Genomic DNA, 16,752 nt, shown 5'->3' on the forward strand with positions numbered 1-16,752 from the left:
CTGCCAGACTGCTCCACCCCGCACCGGAAGTGTTTGAACTGCTGCCCTGCTCTTTCGAGGAGGGCTACCGCAACGATGTTCTGGCTGAACCGCTGCAGTGACAACTCAGGCTGCGCATATTACACGAATCGCGCAGCTTTGTGTCAACTTTTATGCAAGATGCGCAAATGCCTGCTGGCACCAGACCATGATCGGGTTCCAGGCCAGGCCCAGCGCCAGCAGTGCCAGCGCGTTCACGCCCAGCACCAGGCCCAGCACGCGGTCGTTGCTGCGCGGCATGGCCTCGCCCACCGGCTCATCGAAGTACATGACCTTGATGACGCGCAGGTAGTAGAAGCAGCCGACCACGGCGCACAGCACGCCGAGGATGGCCAGCCACAGCAGGCCGCCATTGACGGCAGCGCCCAGCACGGCCAGCTTGGTCCAGAAGCCCAGGAACGGCGGGATGCCGGCCAGCGACGCCATGATGCACAGCACCAGGCCGGCCATCCACGGGTTGCGGGCGTTCAGGCCCTTGAAGTCCTCGATGTTCTCGGCTTCAAAGCCGGCACGCGACAGCGCGATGATCGCGCCGAAGGCGGCGGTGGACATGATGGCGTAGGCCAGTGCGTAGAACAGCGCAGCGGCATAGCCCTGCGCGCCACCACCGGCGATGCCCATCAGCAGGAAGCCGATGTGCGAGACGGTGGAGAACGCCAGCATGCGCTTGAGGTTGCTCTGCGCGATGGCCATCAGGTTGCCGATGACCAGCGAGACCGCGGCCAGGCCGGCGATCAGCAGCTGCAGTTCGGTCGACAGCGGGCCCACGCCCATTTCCAGCAGGCGGTAGGCCATGCCGAAGGCGGCCAGCTTCGGCGCCGAGCTGATGAACAGCGCGATCGGTGCCGGGGCACCCTGGTACACGTCCGGCAGCCACATGTGGAACGGTGCGGCACCCAGCTTGAAGGCGACGCCGGCGATCATGAACACCGCACCGGTGATCAGCAGCACGCGCTCTTCCGAGTGCGGGATGGCGTCGCGGATGACGTCCAGGTGCAGGCTGCCGGTGGCGCCGTAGATCAGCGACATGCCGTACAGCAGCAGGCCCGAGGCCAGCGAGCCGAGCACGATGTACTTCATCGCCGCTTCCGAGGCCAGGCCGTTCTCACGGTTGCTGGCGACCAGGGCGTAGGAGCACAGCGCCAGCAGTTCCAGGCCCAGGTAGACCATCAGCAGGCTGCCGGCCGACACCAGGATCATCATGCCGGCGGTGCCGAACAGGATCAGCACCGGGATCTCGCCCTGGAACAGGTTGCGGTCACGCAGGTAACGCCAGCCATAGACCAGGGTCAGGCCGCTGAGCAGCACGATCCCGGTCTTCATCACGTCCGCAGCGGTATCGCGCACGAACATGCCATGGAAGACCTCCCCCTGCCCGCCCACGCCGGTGGCCAGCATGAACAGCACCACGGCCAGCGCAGCGAGCGAGAACAGGTGGGTGACGATCTTGTTCCGGTTGCTGACGAACAGGTCGAGGATCATCAGGGCGAAAGCGCTGCCGATCAGCACCAGCTCGGGAGCGAGCGGTGGCAGGTCAGCGGCGGTCAATGGCAGCAGCGGCGAGGTGGTCATCATCAAATCCTGGAATTACAGCAGCTTGCTGGATGCGATCTGCATCGCCAGCTTCGCGATCGAGGGCTCCATCAGGTCGGTCAGCGGCTTGGGGTAGATGCCCAGCGCCAGCACGCCGATGGCGAACACGCCCAGCACCAGCCATTCGCGGCCGTTGATGTCCTTCAGTTCGGCCACGTGGCTGTTGGCCACCTCGCCGAAGAAGATGCGCTTGTACAGCCACAGGGTGTAGGCGGCACCGATGATCAGGGTGGTGGCCGCGCCCAGTGCGATCCACGGATTACGCTGGAAGGCCGACAGGATGACCATGAACTCACCGACGAAACCGCTGGTGCCCGGCAGGCCGGCATTGGCCATGAAGAACAGCATGGCGAAGGTGGCGAAACACGGCATCACGTTGACCACGCCGCCGTAATCGGCGATGCGGCGGCTGTGCATGCGGTCATACAGCACGCCGACGCAGGAGAACATCGCACCGGACACGAAGCCGTGCGAGATCATCTGCACCATGGCGCCCTGCAGGCCCAGACGGGCGGCATCGGCGTTGCCGGCCTCACGCACCAGCCACAGGGCGATGAAGGTGCCCAGGGTGACGAAGCCCATGTGCGCGATCGACGAATAGGCGATCAGCTTCTTCATGTCGTCCTGCACCAGAGCGACCAGGCCGACGTAGATCACCGCGATCAGCGACAGCGCGATCACCAGCCAGGCCCATTCCTGCGACGCGTCCGGGACGATCGGCAGGTTGAAGCGCAGGAAGCCGTAGCCACCGATCTTCAGCGCGATGGCGGCGAGGATCACCGAACCGGCGGTCGGTGCTTCGACGTGGGCATCCGGCAGCCAGGTGTGCACCGGGAACATCGGCACCTTGACCGCGAAGGCGATCAGGAAGGCGAAGAAGATCCAGGTCTGTTCCTTGGCCGACAGCGGCAGCGCGTACAGGTCGGCAAGCTGGAAGCTGCCGCCCTTCATGTACAGGTAGATCAGCGCCACCAGCATCAGCACCGAGCCGAGGAAGGTGTACAGGAAGAACTTCAGCGCGGCGTAGATGCGGCGCGGGCCGCCCCAGACACCGATGATCAGGAACATCGGGATCAGCATGGCTTCGAAGAACACGTAGAACAGCATCGCGTCCGTCGCAGCGAAGATGCCGACGGTGACACCTTCCAGGATCAGGAAGGCCGCCACGTACTGGTTCACGCGCTTGTCGATGGCGCTCCAGGCGCCGATCAGGGCAAGCACGCTGACCAGGGTAGTCAGCAGGATCAGCGCCACGGCGATGCCGTCCACGCCCAGGTTGTAGCCGATCTTGTACGCCGGGATCCAGGCATGGGTCTCGACGAACTGCAGACCGTCGATGCCTGCGTTGTAGCCGCTCAGCAGCGAGAGGCTTGCAACGAAGGTGAGTACCGCGACGCCCAGCGACGCCCAGCGGGCGGTCTGTGCATCACGGATCGCAAGGATCAGGGCGCCACCGATGATCGGCAGCCAGATGAGGACACTGAGTAGAGGCCAGTTCGACACGTCTTCTTATTCCGTACAGGTCATCAACGCAGGTAATGCATCAGCACGCCCAGCAGGGCAATCAGGCCGATGATCATCGCGAAGGCGTAGTGATAGAGGAAACCGGATTGGGTACGACGCAGCACGCCGGCTGCAACGTCCACAACACGTGCCGAGAGATTGACCACGCCGTCGACGATGTTGCTGTCGATCCAGCGCGAGACCTTGCCCAGCTTGACGCTGCCGCCGGCAAAGCCATCGATCCACAGCTTGTCGAAGCCGTACTTGTTTTCCAGCACCGAAACGATCGGGGCGAAGGTCTTGCGTGCCTTGCCCGAGAGGTCCGGCTTCCACAGGTAGAACAGCGCGGCCAGCAGGAAGCCCGCCAGGGTCAGCCAGAACGGCGGCAGCATCATGCCGTGCAGCGCGAACGCGACCGGGCCATGGAACTCTTCACCCAGGAACGCGACGGTGTTCTTGGCCGGATCGTAGAAGTCGACGATGCCGGTGAAGAACGTCTGTGCCTGGCCCTTGATCGCCTCGTGCGCATGGTGGCCAGCCCAGTCGGTGCCGTGCAGCATCGGACCGATGCTGAAGAAACCGATGGCGATCGACGGGATGGCCAGCAGGATCAGCGGCAGGGTCACCACCCACGGGGTTTCGTGCGGCTCATGCGGACCGTGGCCATGGCCGTGGTCGTCATGGGCATCGCCATGGTGGGCGTCGGCGGCGTGGTGATCGTCATGGCCATGGGCATGATCGTCGTGCGCGTCGCGGAAGCGTTCCTTGCCATGGAAGGTCATGAACAGCAGGCGGAAGCTGTAGAAGCTGGTCACCAGCACGCCACCCAGCACTGCCCAGTAACCATAGGTGGCCACCCAGCTGTTCTGCATGTGGGCGTGGATCTCGGCCGCCTCGATGATGGTGTCCTTCGAATAGAAGCCGGAGAAGAACGGCGTACCGACCAGGGCCAGCGTACCGATCCACATGGTGACGAAGGTGATCGGCATGTACTTGCGCAGGCCGCCCATCTTGCGCATGTCCTGCTCGTGGTGCATCGCGATGATGACCGAACCGGCACCCAGGAACAGCAGCGCCTTGAAGAAGGCGTGGGTCATCAGGTGGAACACGGCCGCCGAATAGGCCGACACGCCCAGGGCGACGGTCATGTAGCCCAGCTGCGACAGCGTGGAGTACGCGACGACGCGCTTGATGTCGTTCTGCACGATGCCGATCAGGCCGGTGAAGAACGCGGTGGTGGCACCGATGAACAGCACGAAGTTCAGCGCGGTCTGCGACAGCTCGAACAGCGGCGACATGCGGGTGACCATGAAGATACCGGCGGTCACCATCGTCGCGGCGTGGATCAGTGCCGAGATCGGGGTCGGGCCTTCCATCGAGTCCGGCAGCCACACGTGCAGCGGGACCTGGGCCGACTTGCCCATGGCGCCGATGAACAGGCAGATGCAGATGACGGTGGCGATCGACCAGATCACCGGCTCGTTCAGCAGCTGCATGCCCAGGATCGTGCCGTCCCAGATCTGCAGCTGGGCGCGCGGGTCAGCCAGCATGCCGGCCTGCGAGAACACCTGCGAGTAGTCCAGGGTGCCGAACACCCACAGCACGCCGGCGATGCCCAGCAGGAAGCCGAAGTCACCGACGCGGTTGACCAGGAACGCCTTCATGTTGGCGAAGATCGCGGTCGGGCGCTTGAACCAGAAGCCGATCAGCAGGTACGACACCAGGCCCACCGCTTCCCAGCCGAAGAACAGCTGCAGGAAGTTGTTGCTCATCACCAGGGTGAGCATCGAGAAGGTGAACAGCGAGATGTAGCTGAAGAACCGCTGGTAGCCCGGATCGTCCTGCATGTAGCCGATCGTGTAGATGTGGACCAGCAGCGACACGAAGGTCACCACCACCATCATCATCGCGGTCAGCTTGTCGACCATGAAGCCGACGTGGGCCGAGTACTGGCCGACTTCAAAGAACGTGTAGATGTTCTGGTTGAACGGCTGCGCACCGCCCCAGAGCAGCTGGTAGAGCGTGTACATCGACAGGCCGCAGGCAACCGCAACGCCGAGGATGGTGATGGTCTGCGCGCCGAAGCGCTTGACCTGGCGACCGAACAGGCCGGCGATGATGCTGCCGAACAGCGGTGCAAGCACCACTGCGATCAACAGACTCTTGGCGAGAGTGATTTCCATCTGTGGATCAGCCCTTCAACGAATCGACTTCGCCGACATTGATCGTGCGGCGGGTACGGAACAGGGTCACCAGGATCGCCAGGCCGATGGCGGCTTCCGCGGCGGCGACGGTCAGGATGAAGAACACGAACAGCTGGCCGGACGGATCGCCCAGCTGACGCGAGAACGCGACGAAATTGACGTTCACCGACAGCAGCATCAGCTCGATCGACATCAGCAGGACGATGACGTTCTTCCGGTTGAGGAAGATGCCGGCCAGGCTGATGGCGAACAGCACCGCGCCCAGCGCAAGCATGTGGCCAAGGGTAATCACGGCTGGGTCTCCTCGCCGGTGGCCGGCTTGCTGTTGCTGTGCACGACCGGCGCTTCGGCGCCCATCTTGACCATGCGCAGGCGCTGGCCGGCCTTGACCATGGTCTGCTCGCCCGGGTTCTGGCTCTTCACGCCGGTACGGCGACGCAGGGTCAGCATCACGGCGGCAACCACGGCCACGGTCAGGATGACCGCAGCGAACTCGAACGGCAGCAGGTATTCGGTGAACAGCGTGCGCGCCAGCCAGGTGACGTTGGAGCTGTCGGCAGCGACCGCGGCGGCGTTGTCGGCGGGGAACGGGGTAACCGCCCTGCCCTTCACGCCGATCAGGATCAGCATCTGGACCAGCATGGCCACGGCAACGATCAGGCCGACCGGCAGGTAGCGGACCCAGCCCTCACGCATCTTGGTGGGATCGATGTCCAGCATCATCACCACGAACAGGAACAGCACCATCACCGCGCCGACATACACCAGCACCAGTGCCACACCGAGGAACTCGGCGCCGACCAGCAGCCAGACGCAGGCGATGGAGAAGAAGGTCAGCACCAGGCAGAGCACGGCGTGAACCGGGTTGCGCACGCTGATCACCGCACCGGCCGAAACCGTTGCCGCGATGGCGAACACCCAGAAAGCGATATTTACCCAATCCATCTCTCGACCTCAGCGGTAAGCGGCATCGGCGGCGCGACGCTCGGCGATCTCGGATTCGAGACGGTCGCCCAGGGCCAGCAGCTGCGGCTTGGTAACGATGTTTTCGCCACGATTCTCGAAGTGGTACTCGAGGATGTGGGTTTCGACGATCGAGTCCACCGGGCAGCTTTCTTCACAGAAGCCGCAGAAGATGCACTTGAACAGATCGATGTCATAGCGCGTGGTACGGCGGGTGCCGTCTTCGCGCTTGGCCGAATCGATGGTGATGGCCAGTGCCGGGCACACCGCTTCGCACAGCTTGCAGGCGATGCAGCGCTCTTCACCGTTGGGGTAACGGCGCAGGGCGTGCAGGCCACGGAAGCGCGGCGACTGCGGGAACTTCTCCATCGGGTACATCATCGTGTACTTGGGCTTGAAGCTGTACTTCAAGGTCAGCCAGAGACCGGCCAGCAGTTCGAGCAGCAGCAGGCTCTTGAAGTAATGGGTAATCCTGTTCATCACTTTAGACGCCCTTTTGAATCACGCCGAAGAACACCATGACGGCGGTAACCGCGATCCACAGAATGGCCAGCGGGATGAAGACCTTCCAGCCCAGGCGCATGATCTGGTCGTAGCGGAAGCGCGGGAAGCTGGCACGGAACCAGATGTAGGCACTGGCGAAGAAGAACACCTTGACGAACAGCCACGGTGCACCGCCCTTCCAGATCCAGTCGACCAGCGGCGAGACATCGCCGAAGTTGACCCAGCCCTGGATCGGGCTCAGCCAGCCGCCGAGGAAGAAGATCGAGATCAGGAAGCTGATCAGGATCATGTTCGCGTATTCGGCCAGGAAGAACAGGGCGAAGGCACCGCCGGAGTACTCGACCATGTGGCCGGCGACGATTTCCGACTCGCCTTCCACCACGTCGAACGGCGCGCGGTTGGTTTCAGCCACGCCCGACACCCAGTAGATGACGAACAGCGGGAACAGCGGCAGCAGGAACCAGTCGAAGAAACCGGAATTGCCGGCCTGCGCCATCACGATGTTGCTCAGGTTCAGGCTGCCCGACGCGATCATCACGCCGACCAGGGCGAAGCCCATGGCGATTTCGTAGCTGATCATCTGTGCCGAGGCGCGCATCGCACCCAGGAACGCATACTTCGAGTTGGATGCCCAACCGGCCAGGATGATGCCGTAGATGCCCAGCGAGGTCATCGCCAGCAGATACAGCAGGCCGGCGTTGGCGTTGGACAGCACGATCTGCGAATCGAAGGGCACCACCGACCAGGCCGCGAAGGCCGGCGCCAGGGTGATCAGCGGTGCCAGCAGGTAGATCGCCTTGTTGGCACTGCTCGGCTGGACCACTTCCTTGAACAGCAGCTTGAAGACGTCGGCGAAGGCCTGGAAGATGCCCATGCCCACGTACATCGGGCCGTGGCGGACGTGCATCCAGCCGATCAGCTTGCGTTCCCAGACCACATAGAAGGCCACCGAGATGATCACCGGAACGGTGATCACCAGGATCTTCAGGATGATCCAGATCAGCGCGCCGATGTCACCGAGGCCAAGCAGCCACTGGTGCAGCGGGTCGACCGCGTTCAACAGCAATTCGTTCATGCAGCCACCACCGATACGCGAGCGGCACCCAGCGGCGCGGTCGCGCCGTGGCCCGATTCAATCCAGACCGAACCCGCAGCGACGCGGGCGTCGACCACCACCGGCAGGGTGGCCTTGCCGGCATCGGTGCCGACCTTGGCCATCTGCCCTTCCTGCAGCTGCAGGCGAGCGGCATCTTCAGCGTTCAGCACGATGCGCGGGGCGTTGTTGAGCGGATGCGACTGCAGCGCCGGGGCGCGACGGACCACCGCATCGGTGCGGTAGATCGCGGCGGTCGAAGCCACTTCCAGGCCTTCACCGGCAACCGCCGGCTGCGCCGAAGCGGCAACGGCGACCGAAACCGGGGCCAGGCTGGCACGCAGGCCGGCCAGGTCGTTGAAGTCGAAACCGGCCACGGCCAGCTCGCCGCCCAGGGCGCGCAGCACGCGCCAACCCTCACGGGCCTCGCCCGGCAGCTTGCCGCCGGCACGGGCCAACTGCTCGCGACCATCGAGGTTGGTCAGGGTGGCGTCGATTTCCGGCAGCGCACCGATCGGCAGGATCACGTCGGCGACGTCGCGGGTCGAGGCACAGGCGAACTGGCTGAAGGCCACCACCTGGGCACCCACCAGCGCCTTGCGCGCGGCGGGTGCGTCGGCGAAGTCCAGGCCCGGCTCCAGGCCGTACACCACGTAGGCCTGGCGCGGCTGCGCCAGCATCGCGGCGACGTCCTTGCCGGCCGGCAGCACACCGGCGCGGGTCAGGCCAACAGCATTGGCGCCCTGCGGGATGCGGCACAGCTTGGCACCGGTAGCGGCAGCGAAGTCACGCGCGGCGGCGCGGATCGCGGCAGCCTGCGGGTGGTTCTCGGCGATGCCACCGACGATCAGTACGGTGTTGTTGCCGCCCTGCACTGCCGAGCGCAGCTCTGCGTTGGCCAGCGCGTCGACGAACTTCGACGGCGCAACGATCTGCTTGCCGGCGATGCTGAAGGCGAAGTCGAAGTCCACCGGGTTGACGACGTGGATCTTCGCGCCGTTGGTGGTCTGCGCCTTGCGCAGGCGGGCGTGCAGCAGCGGCAGTTCGTGGCGGATGTTGCTGCCCAGAACGACGATGCGGTCGGCGCCTTCGATTTCGGCCAGCGGCAGGCCGAACACTTCGGCGGTGGCGGCGTCGGAGAAATCGCGGTTGTTGATGCGGTGGTCGATGTTGCTCGAGCCCAGGCCCTTGGCCAGGCGGGCCAGCAGCGCACCTTCCTCGTTCGAGGTGGACGGATGCACCAGCACGCCCAGGTTGTCGCCCTGGTTCGCCTTGAGGATTTCGGCGGCCGCGGCCAGGCCTTCGGCCCAGCTCACTTCCTTCCACTCGCCATTGACCTTGCGCAGCGGCTTGACCGCACGGTCTTCGCTGTACAGGCCCTGGTGCGAGTAGCGGTCACGGTCGGACAGCCAGCACTCGTTCACCGCTTCGTTGTCGCGCGGCACGGTGCGCAGCACTTCGCCGCGACGTACGTGCAGGAACAGGTTCGAACCCATCGCGTCGTGGTAGCCCAGCGATTCGCGCGCGGTCAGTTCCCACGGGCGGGCGCGGAACTGGAACACCTTGTTGGTCAGCGCACCGACCGGGCAGACGTCGACGACGTTGCCCGACAGCTCGGTGGTCAGCGGCTTGCCGTCGAAGGTACCGATCTGCAGGTTCTCACCGCGGTACATGCCACCCAGTTCGTAGGTACCGGCCACGTCGGCGGTGAAGCGGACGCAGCGGGTGCACTGGATGCAGCGGGTCATCTCGGTGGCGACCAGCGGGCCCATGTCCTCGTCCGGCACCACGCGCTTGCGCTCGTTGAAGCGGCTGACCGAACGGCCATAGCCCAGCGACACGTCCTGCAGCTCGCACTCGCCGCCCTGATCGCAGATCGGGCAGTCCAGCGGGTGGTTGATGAGCAGGAACTCCATCACCGAGCGCTGGAACTTCAGTGCCTTTTCGCTGCGGGTGGCGACCTTCATGCCGTCCATCACCGGGGTAGCGCAGGCCGGCGCCGGCTTCGGCGACTTCTCCACGTCCACCAGGCACATGCGGCAGTTGGCGGCAATCGGCAGCTTCTCGTGGTAGCAGAAGCGCGGAATCGAAATGCCGGCCTTGTCGGCCGCCTGGATGATCATCGAACCCTTGGGCACGACCAGGGACTTGCCATCGATTTCGATGGTCACGTGATCCGGTGGCACGTTCGGGTTTACGGGTTGCGCGCTCATGCGGCGGCTGCCTCCACCTTCTTGCCGTCAACCATCGAATGACCGTTGACGATGTAGTACTCGAATTCGTCCCAGAACTGGCGCAGGAAGCCCTGGATGGGCCATGCAGCCGCTTCACCGAACGCACAGATGGTGTGGCCTTCGATCTGGCCGGCCACCGCCTTCAGCTGGTGCAGGTCTTCCATCGTGGCCTTGCCGGCGACGATGCGCTCCAGCACGCGGTGCATCCAGCCGGTACCTTCACGGCACGGGGTGCACTGGCCGCAGGATTCCTTGTGGAAGAACTGGCTGATGCGGCAGGCGAACTTGACGCAGCACACGCTGTCGTCGAGCACCACGATCGCACCCGAACCCAGGCCGGAGCCCAGCGCACGGATGGTGTCGTAGTCCATCGGCAGGTCCTTCAGCTCGGCCGCGGTCAGCACCGGCATCGACACACCGCCCGGGATCGCGCCCTTCAGGGTGCGGCCCGGACGCAGACCACCGGCCATTTCCAGCAGATCGTGGAATTTGGTGCCCAGCGGCACTTCGAAGTTGCCACCGTTCTGCACGCAGCCGGACACCGAGAAGCACTTCGGGCCGCCGTTGGCGGTCAGGCTCAGGCCCTTGAACCACTCCGGCCCGTTGCGGATGATCGCCGGCACCGAACCATAGGTTTCGGTGTTGTTGATCGTCGACGGCTTGCCGTACAGGCCGAAGTTGGCCGGGAACGGCGGCTTGTAGCGCGGCTGGCCCTTCTTGCCTTCCAGCGATTCCATCAGCGCGGTTTCTTCGCCGCAGATGTAGGCGCCAGCGCCCAGCGCGCCGTAGATGTCGATGTCCACGCCGCTGCCGAGGATGTTCTTGCCCAGCCAGCCGTTCGCATAGGCATCGGCCAAGGCCTGTTCGAAGTGCTCGAACGGCTCATGGTGGAACTCACCGCGCAGGTAGTTGTAGCCCACGGTCGAACCGGTGGCGTAGCAGGCGATCGCCATGCCTTCCACCACCGAATGCGGGTTGTAGCGCAGGATGTCGCGATCCTTGCAGGTGCCCGGCTCGGATTCGTCCGAGTTGCAGAGGATGTACTTCTGCATGTTGCCCTTGGGCATGAAGGACCACTTCAGGCCGGTCGGGAAGCCTGCGCCACCGCGGCCGCGCAGGCCCGAGGCCTTGACCATCTCGATGACCTGCTCCGGCGGGATCTTCTCTTCGAGGATCTTGCGCAGGGCGGCGTAGCCACCGGTCTTCAGGTAGCTTTCGTACGACCACGGGGTGTCGTAATGCAGGGTGGTGTAGACCACCTGGTGCGGCAGCGGCGCGGGGCCGACCGGACCCTTGGATTCGTGGTGATGTGCCATGCCCTTACTCCAGCCCGTCCAGCAGCTCGTCGACCTTTTCCAGGGTCAGACGCTCATGGTAGTGACCGTTGATGACCATCATCGGCGCGCCACCGCAACCGGCCAGGCACTCTTCCTCGCGCTTGAGGTAGACGCGGCCGTCCGGGGTCGATTCACCGTGCTTGATGCCCAGCTTCTTCTCGCAATGGCGGACGATGTCCTCGGCGCCATTGAGCCAGCAGCTGATGTTGGTGCAGATGGCCACGTTGTTGCGGCCCACCTTCTCGGTCTCGAACATCGAGTAGAAGCTGGCGACCTCGTAGGCCCACACCGGCGGCAGATCAAGGTACTTGGCCACGCCGGCGATCAGCTCGTCGGTCAGCCAGCCCTCGTTCTGTTCCTGGGCCGCATGCAGGCCCTGCAGCACGGCAGAGCGCTTGCGGTCCGGCGGGAACTTGGACAGCCAGTGATCGATGTGAGCGCGGGTCTTGTCGCTCAGCACCACCATCGGGTCGACGTCGCGCGCCGCCTCGAAATTACCTGTCGCCTTCATCGGCCGACCTCAGCGAAATGCATAACGTGAAATTCCAGAAACTGCGGCGCCGGCTTGCGCCGGCTGCCTGCAGCGGGCGTTGGCGTGGCGGACGGCATTACCGGTCAACCTCGCCGAACACCAGGTCGTAGGTACCGATCATCGCCACCACGTCGGCCAGCATGTGGCCGCGCACGACCGAATCGATCGAGGACAGGTGGGCGAAGCCCGGTGCGCGCAGGTGCACGCGGAACGGCTTGTTGGCGCCATCGGAGACCAGGTAGCAGCCGAACTCGCCCTTGGGCGCTTCCACTGCCGCATAGGTCTCGCCGGCCGGCACGCAATAGCCTTCACTGAACAGCTTGAAGTGATGGATCAGCGCTTCCATGTCGTCCTTCATGTCCTCGCGCTTGGGCGGAGCGACCTTGAAGTTCTTCACCATCACCGGGCCCGGGTTGGCCTTCAGCCACGCCACGCACTGCTTGATGATGCGGTTGGATTCGCGCATTTCGGCAACGCGGACCAGGTAACGGTCGTAGCAGTCGCCTTCCTTGCCCAGCGGGATGTCGAAATCGACGGCATCGTACTTGGCGTACGGACGCTTCTTGCGCAGGTCCCAGGCAATGCCCGAGCCGCGCAGCATCACGCCGGTCATGCCCCACTGGTGGGCCAGTTCCGGAGTGACCACGCCGATACCGACGGTACGCTGCTTCCAGATGCGGTTGTCGGTCAGCAGGGTTTCGTATTCGTCGATGCGCTTGGGGAACTCGACGGTGAAGTTCTCCAGGAAGTCCAGCAGCGAGCCTTCGCGCGAAGCATTGAGCTGCTTCAGCGCCTTGCCCTTGTGCCAGCGCGATTCCTTGTACTTCGGCATGTGGTCCGGCAGGTCGCGGTAGACACCGCCCGGACGGTAGTACGCCGCGTGCATGCGCGCGCCGGAGACCGCTTCATAGCAGTCCATCAGCTCTTCGCGCTCGCGGAAGGCGTACAGCATCACCGCCATCGCACCCAGGTCGAGCGCGTTGGAGCCCAGCCACATCAGGTGGTTGAGGATGCGGGTGATTTCGTCGTACATGGTGCGGATGTACTGCGCACGCTCCGGCGCCTCGATGCCCATCAGGGTCTCGATCGCGCGCACGTAGGCGTGCTCGTTGCACATCATCGACACGTAATCCAGGCGATCCATGTAGCCGATCGACTGGTTGAACGGCTTGGACTCGGCCAGCTTTTCGGTACCACGGTGCAGCAGGCCCACGTGCGGGTCGGCGCGCATGATGGTTTCGCCGTCCATTTCCAGGATCAGGCGCAGCACACCGTGCGCGGCCGGATGCTGCGGACCGAAGTTCATGGTGTAGTTGCGGATTTCCTGCCGGCTTTCGGCGGCGTTGCTGGCGAATGCTTCGCCGGCCTGGTGTACGTGGCTCACTTCACTGCCTCCTGCGCGCGCTCACCTTCTGCGGTCTGCAGACGGGCGTCGTCGCGGATCACGCGCGGCACGCCGACGCGCGGCTCCACCGAGGTGACCGGTTCGTAGATCACGCGCTTCTTTTCTTCGTCGTAGCGGACTTCGACATTGCCGATCAACGGGAAGTCCTTGCGGAACGGATGGCCGACGAAACCGTAGTCGGTCAGGATCCGGCGCAGGTCCGGGTGGCCTTCGAAGATCACGCCGTACAGGTCGAACGCTTCGCGCTCGAACCAGTTCAGGCCCGGCCAGATGCTGGTCAGCGAGGACACCACCGGCAGCGCTTCGTCAGGGGCGAAGCACCGCAGGTGCATCATCAGGTTGTGCTGGTACGAGCGCAGCTGGGCGACCACGGCGAAGCGCTGGGTCGGCATGTGCTGAGGGCGGGCACCGTCGGCGCCGTTTTCCTCGGTGGGGAACTCGCCCCACGCGAAGCGGCCCTGGGCCTTGCCTTCGACGCCGCGGCTGAAGCCCTGAGAAGACACGTCGGCGGTGTCCCATTCGTCGGAGCCATAACCAAGGTAGTCGACGCCGCAGAGATCCACGGCCTGTTCGAAACCAAACTCGTCACGCAGCGCCAGGGCGGTGGCGTGCCACTCGGCGGCAGGCACTTCCAGCGTCACTTCGCCGCGGGGTTCGACCACGATGACTTTCGCACCAGCGAAACGTGCGGACAGTCGGTCGATGAAGGATGCTTGCTCTGCCATGGGGGCTTGGCGCGCTCTTGTCAGGTGAAGGGGTCAGCGGGCGATGGTCTGTGTACGCCAGATCTTCTTCTGCAGCTGCAGGATCCCGTACACCAGCGCCTCGGCGGTCGGCGGGCAGCCCGGGACGTAGACGTCCACCGGCACCACGCGATCACAGCCGCGCACCACAGAATAGGAGTAGTGGTAATAGCCGCCACCGTTGGCGCAGCTACCCATCGAGATGACCCACTTCGGGTCCGGCATCTGGTCGTAGACCTTGCGCAGCGCCGGGGCCATCTTGTTGACCAGGGTACCGGCCACGATCATCACGTCGGACTGACGCGGCGACGGGCGGAACACCACGCCGTAGCGGTCAAGGTCCAGGCGCGCGGCGCCGGCGTGCATCATCTCGACCGCGCAGCAGGCCAGACCGAAGGTCATCGGCCACATCGAGCCGGTGCGCGCCCAGTTCAGCAGTGCATCGACGCTGGTGGTGACGAAGCCCTTTTCCAGCAGCGGGTTGTCGCCTTCCGGCCGCAGGATGTCATCAACCCGGCCTTCCGGCGTGGGATTGTTCATGAGGCCATCGAGAGTCTGAATCACTCCCATTCCAGCGCTCCCTTCTTCCAGACGTAAATGAAACCGAGGAACAGCATGCCGACGAACAGGCCCATGGTGATGAGCGAACGGGCACCCAGCTCCATGAAGACCTGGGTCCACGGCACGATGAAGATGATTTCCAGGTCGAAGACGATGAACTGGATCGCGATCAGGTAGTAGCGCACGTCGAACTTCATGCGCGCGTCTTCGAAGGCCTCGAAGCCGCACTCGTACGGCGACAGCTTTTCCAGATCGGGGCGGCGGGGACCGAGGAATCGACCAACCAGCATCAGCGTAACGCCGATACCGGTGGCAACGATCAGAAACAGCAGAGACGGCAAATATTCGGCCAGCACAGCGATTCTCTCTTGCCTCTGCCGCCGCGCCTGCAGGCGCTTTGGCATGGGGGAGTGGACGGGAATCTGCCTGGCGCCTTGCGCGCCAGACGAACCCGCTTTACTTACAAATGGTGCCCAAGAGGGGACTCGAACCCCTACGACTTGCGTCGCTACCACCTCAAGGTAGTGCGTCTACCAATTCCGCCACCTGGGCAAACGATCACATCAGACTATCTTCCCGATGCGCCGCGTATTGTAACCGGCTTCAGTCTTTCTGGGAGCCTTCCGAAGGCTTTTCTTCACCAGAAACCGAAGATTCCGCCTGAGCCGGCACATTCGCGGCCGGAACCGGGGCGGCCGGGACCGCATCGGCCTTCGGAACGGCCGGCAGCTCGCCCGCCGGAGCCGCCGGAGCGACGGCCGCCGGAGCGGACATCAGGCCCAGATCCTGGTCGGCCGCCGGGCGGCTGCCATGACCGGCATACCAGGCCATGAAGAGGCTGATGCCGAAGAACACGACAGCCAGCCACTTGGTCGATTTGGACAGGAAGTTCGAGGCGCCACGCGCACCGAACACCGTACCCGAGGCACCGGCACCAAAGCCCGAACCCGCCGCCGCACCCGAACCACGCTGCATCAGGATCAGCGCGATCATGGCCACAGCGACCAGCACGTAGACGACATTGAGGATCAACATCAGCATTGGAAACCGCCCTCGGACAAAACTTCTAGGATTAGTTCGCGGCCGCCGCCCTTGCGATGGCCAGGAAGTCCGCGGCCACCAGGGAGGCGCCGCCGACCAGCCCACCATCGACATCCGGCTGCGCGAACAGTTCCCCGGCATTGTCGGGCTTCACGCTACCGCCGTAAACAATGGGCAGTGAATCAGCGATTCTAGCATCGATGCGCGCGACTTCGCCACGGATGAACGCGTGCACCTGCTGCGCCTGCTCCTTGGTGGCGGTACGGCCGGTACCGATGGCCCAGACCGGCTCGTAGGCGACCACGGCCTTGGCGAAACCGGCCGCGCCGACCAGCTCCAGCACCGGCGCCAGCTGGCTGGCGATGACCGCTTCAGTCTGCCCGGCCTCGCGCTGCTCCAAGGTCTCGCCCACGCACAGCACCGGCACCAGGCCGGCGTGCTGGGCGGCGGCGAACTTGCGTGCGACCAGCTCGCTGCTTTCATGGTGGTACTGGCGACGCTCGGAATGGCCGACCAGGCCATAGCGGGCCCCGACCTCGACCAGCATGGCCGCGCAGACTTCGCCGGTGTAGGCGCCCTTCTCGTTGCTGCTCACGTCCTGTGCGCCAAAGGCCAGGCCGGCCTCGCCGAAGTCCTCGACCAGCTCCCCCAGGTAGGGCAGCGGCGGCAGGATCACCACGTCCACTCCCTCCAGCGGCAGCCCGGCGGCCACCTGCCCCAGCAGTTCATTGGCGAATTGACGGCTGCCATGCAGCTTCCAGTTTCCGGCGACGATCTTGCGGCGCATGAGCGGGTGGCTCCTGTGTGAAGTCAGCCGGTCATGATACCCGTTGCGGCAAAAATCCGTTTCCTTGTAAGCGGTTACATGGATTTTCAGCCAACGGCGCAGCCCCTCGTGGCGGGGGTTGGGTTGGGTTGGTCGCGGAGAGCCCGGTTGGATTGGCGGGCTTGGGGGGGGGGGGGGGGGGGGGGGGGGGGGGGGGGGGGGGGGGGGGGGGGG

Annotated in this window: 16 protein-coding genes and 2 tRNA genes (1 of these 18 cut by a window edge); all 18 read right to left on the bottom strand. The window is 64.5% G+C overall.

All coding sequences use genetic code 11. The features are described from left to right. A tRNA-Met gene (locus ACTJJM_RS12485) sits at positions 1-23 on the bottom strand (it extends 154 nt beyond the left edge of the window). 127 nt (positions 24-150) lie between these two features. Continuing rightward, positions 151-1,611: an NADH-quinone oxidoreductase subunit NuoN gene (gene nuoN, locus ACTJJM_RS12490; RefSeq protein ID WP_005410451.1), complete on the bottom strand. Its 1,461-nt coding sequence runs from the start codon at positions 1,609-1,611 to the stop codon at positions 151-153. A gap of 15 nt (positions 1,612-1,626) precedes the next feature. Further along, entirely contained in the window at positions 1,627-3,135 is a 1,509-nt protein-coding gene (locus ACTJJM_RS12495; RefSeq protein WP_338712803.1) for an NADH-quinone oxidoreductase subunit M, read from the bottom strand. 23 nt (positions 3,136-3,158) lie between these two features. After that, positions 3,159-5,318, bottom strand: coding sequence for an NADH-quinone oxidoreductase subunit L (gene nuoL / locus ACTJJM_RS12500; RefSeq protein WP_440865669.1), 2,160 nt, complete (start codon positions 5,316-5,318; stop codon positions 3,159-3,161). A gap of 7 nt (positions 5,319-5,325) precedes the next feature. Beyond that, positions 5,326-5,631: an NADH-quinone oxidoreductase subunit NuoK gene (gene nuoK, locus ACTJJM_RS12505; RefSeq protein ID WP_006381125.1), complete on the bottom strand. Its 306-nt coding sequence runs from the start codon at positions 5,629-5,631 to the stop codon at positions 5,326-5,328. Beyond that, entirely contained in the window at positions 5,628-6,284 is a 657-nt protein-coding gene (locus tag ACTJJM_RS12510) for an NADH-quinone oxidoreductase subunit J (RefSeq protein ID WP_010486441.1), read from the bottom strand. The genes nuoK and ACTJJM_RS12510 overlap by 4 nt, the downstream gene beginning before the upstream one ends. Positions 6,285-6,293: 9 nt before the next feature. Then, positions 6,294-6,782 carry an NADH-quinone oxidoreductase subunit NuoI gene (gene nuoI, locus ACTJJM_RS12515; protein WP_005417924.1) on the bottom strand — a complete coding sequence of 163 codons (489 nt, stop codon included), beginning with the start codon at positions 6,780-6,782 and terminating at the stop codon, positions 6,294-6,296. A gap of 4 nt (positions 6,783-6,786) precedes the next feature. Next, a complete protein-coding gene (gene nuoH, locus ACTJJM_RS12520; RefSeq protein WP_006381129.1) occupies positions 6,787-7,881 on the bottom strand; it encodes an NADH-quinone oxidoreductase subunit NuoH in 1,095 nt (364 codons plus the stop codon). Continuing rightward, positions 7,878-10,112, bottom strand: a complete 2,235-nt coding sequence (gene nuoG / locus ACTJJM_RS12525) for an NADH-quinone oxidoreductase subunit NuoG (RefSeq protein WP_224328340.1) — start codon at positions 10,110-10,112, stop codon at positions 7,878-7,880. Before nuoG ends, nuoH begins: the two co-directional genes overlap by 4 nt. Next, positions 10,109-11,449, bottom strand: a complete 1,341-nt coding sequence (gene nuoF / locus ACTJJM_RS12530; RefSeq protein WP_010486436.1) for an NADH-quinone oxidoreductase subunit NuoF — start codon at positions 11,447-11,449, stop codon at positions 10,109-10,111. Before nuoF ends, nuoG begins: the two co-directional genes overlap by 4 nt. A gap of 4 nt (positions 11,450-11,453) precedes the next feature. Continuing rightward, positions 11,454-11,981: an NADH-quinone oxidoreductase subunit NuoE gene (gene nuoE / locus ACTJJM_RS12535; protein ID WP_006381132.1), complete on the bottom strand. Its 528-nt coding sequence runs from the start codon at positions 11,979-11,981 to the stop codon at positions 11,454-11,456. Positions 11,982-12,078: 97 nt separating this feature from the next. Next, positions 12,079-13,386 carry an NADH-quinone oxidoreductase subunit D gene (locus ACTJJM_RS12540; RefSeq protein WP_010486430.1) on the bottom strand — a complete coding sequence of 436 codons (1,308 nt, stop codon included), beginning with the start codon at positions 13,384-13,386 and terminating at the stop codon, positions 12,079-12,081. After that, positions 13,383-14,132, bottom strand: coding sequence for an NADH-quinone oxidoreductase subunit C (locus tag ACTJJM_RS12545; protein WP_010486428.1), 750 nt, complete (start codon positions 14,130-14,132; stop codon positions 13,383-13,385). Before ACTJJM_RS12545 ends, ACTJJM_RS12540 begins: the two co-directional genes overlap by 4 nt. Positions 14,133-14,165: 33 nt before the next feature. Continuing rightward, on the bottom strand, positions 14,166-14,720 hold the full coding sequence (locus ACTJJM_RS12550) for a NuoB/complex I 20 kDa subunit family protein (RefSeq protein ID WP_005410463.1): 555 nt from the start codon (positions 14,718-14,720) through the stop codon (positions 14,166-14,168). Continuing rightward, on the bottom strand, positions 14,711-15,067 hold the full coding sequence (locus tag ACTJJM_RS12555) for an NADH-quinone oxidoreductase subunit A (RefSeq protein ID WP_010486426.1): 357 nt from the start codon (positions 15,065-15,067) through the stop codon (positions 14,711-14,713). The genes ACTJJM_RS12550 and ACTJJM_RS12555 overlap by 10 nt, the downstream gene beginning before the upstream one ends. A 111-nt stretch (positions 15,068-15,178) precedes the next feature. Beyond that, a tRNA-Leu gene (locus tag ACTJJM_RS12560) sits at positions 15,179-15,263 on the bottom strand. A 51-nt stretch (positions 15,264-15,314) separates the two neighbouring features. Further along, positions 15,315-15,752: a preprotein translocase subunit SecG gene (gene secG, locus ACTJJM_RS12565; protein ID WP_010486424.1), complete on the bottom strand. Its 438-nt coding sequence runs from the start codon at positions 15,750-15,752 to the stop codon at positions 15,315-15,317. Positions 15,753-15,783: 31 nt separating this feature from the next. Beyond that, a complete protein-coding gene (gene tpiA / locus ACTJJM_RS12570) occupies positions 15,784-16,539 on the bottom strand; it encodes a triose-phosphate isomerase (RefSeq protein WP_010486422.1) in 756 nt (251 codons plus the stop codon). Between the last annotated feature and the right edge of the window lie 213 nt (positions 16,540-16,752).

The organism is Stenotrophomonas sp. 22692, from assembly GCF_052045015.1.
Lineage (GTDB): Bacteria > Pseudomonadota > Gammaproteobacteria > Xanthomonadales > Xanthomonadaceae > Stenotrophomonas > Stenotrophomonas geniculata.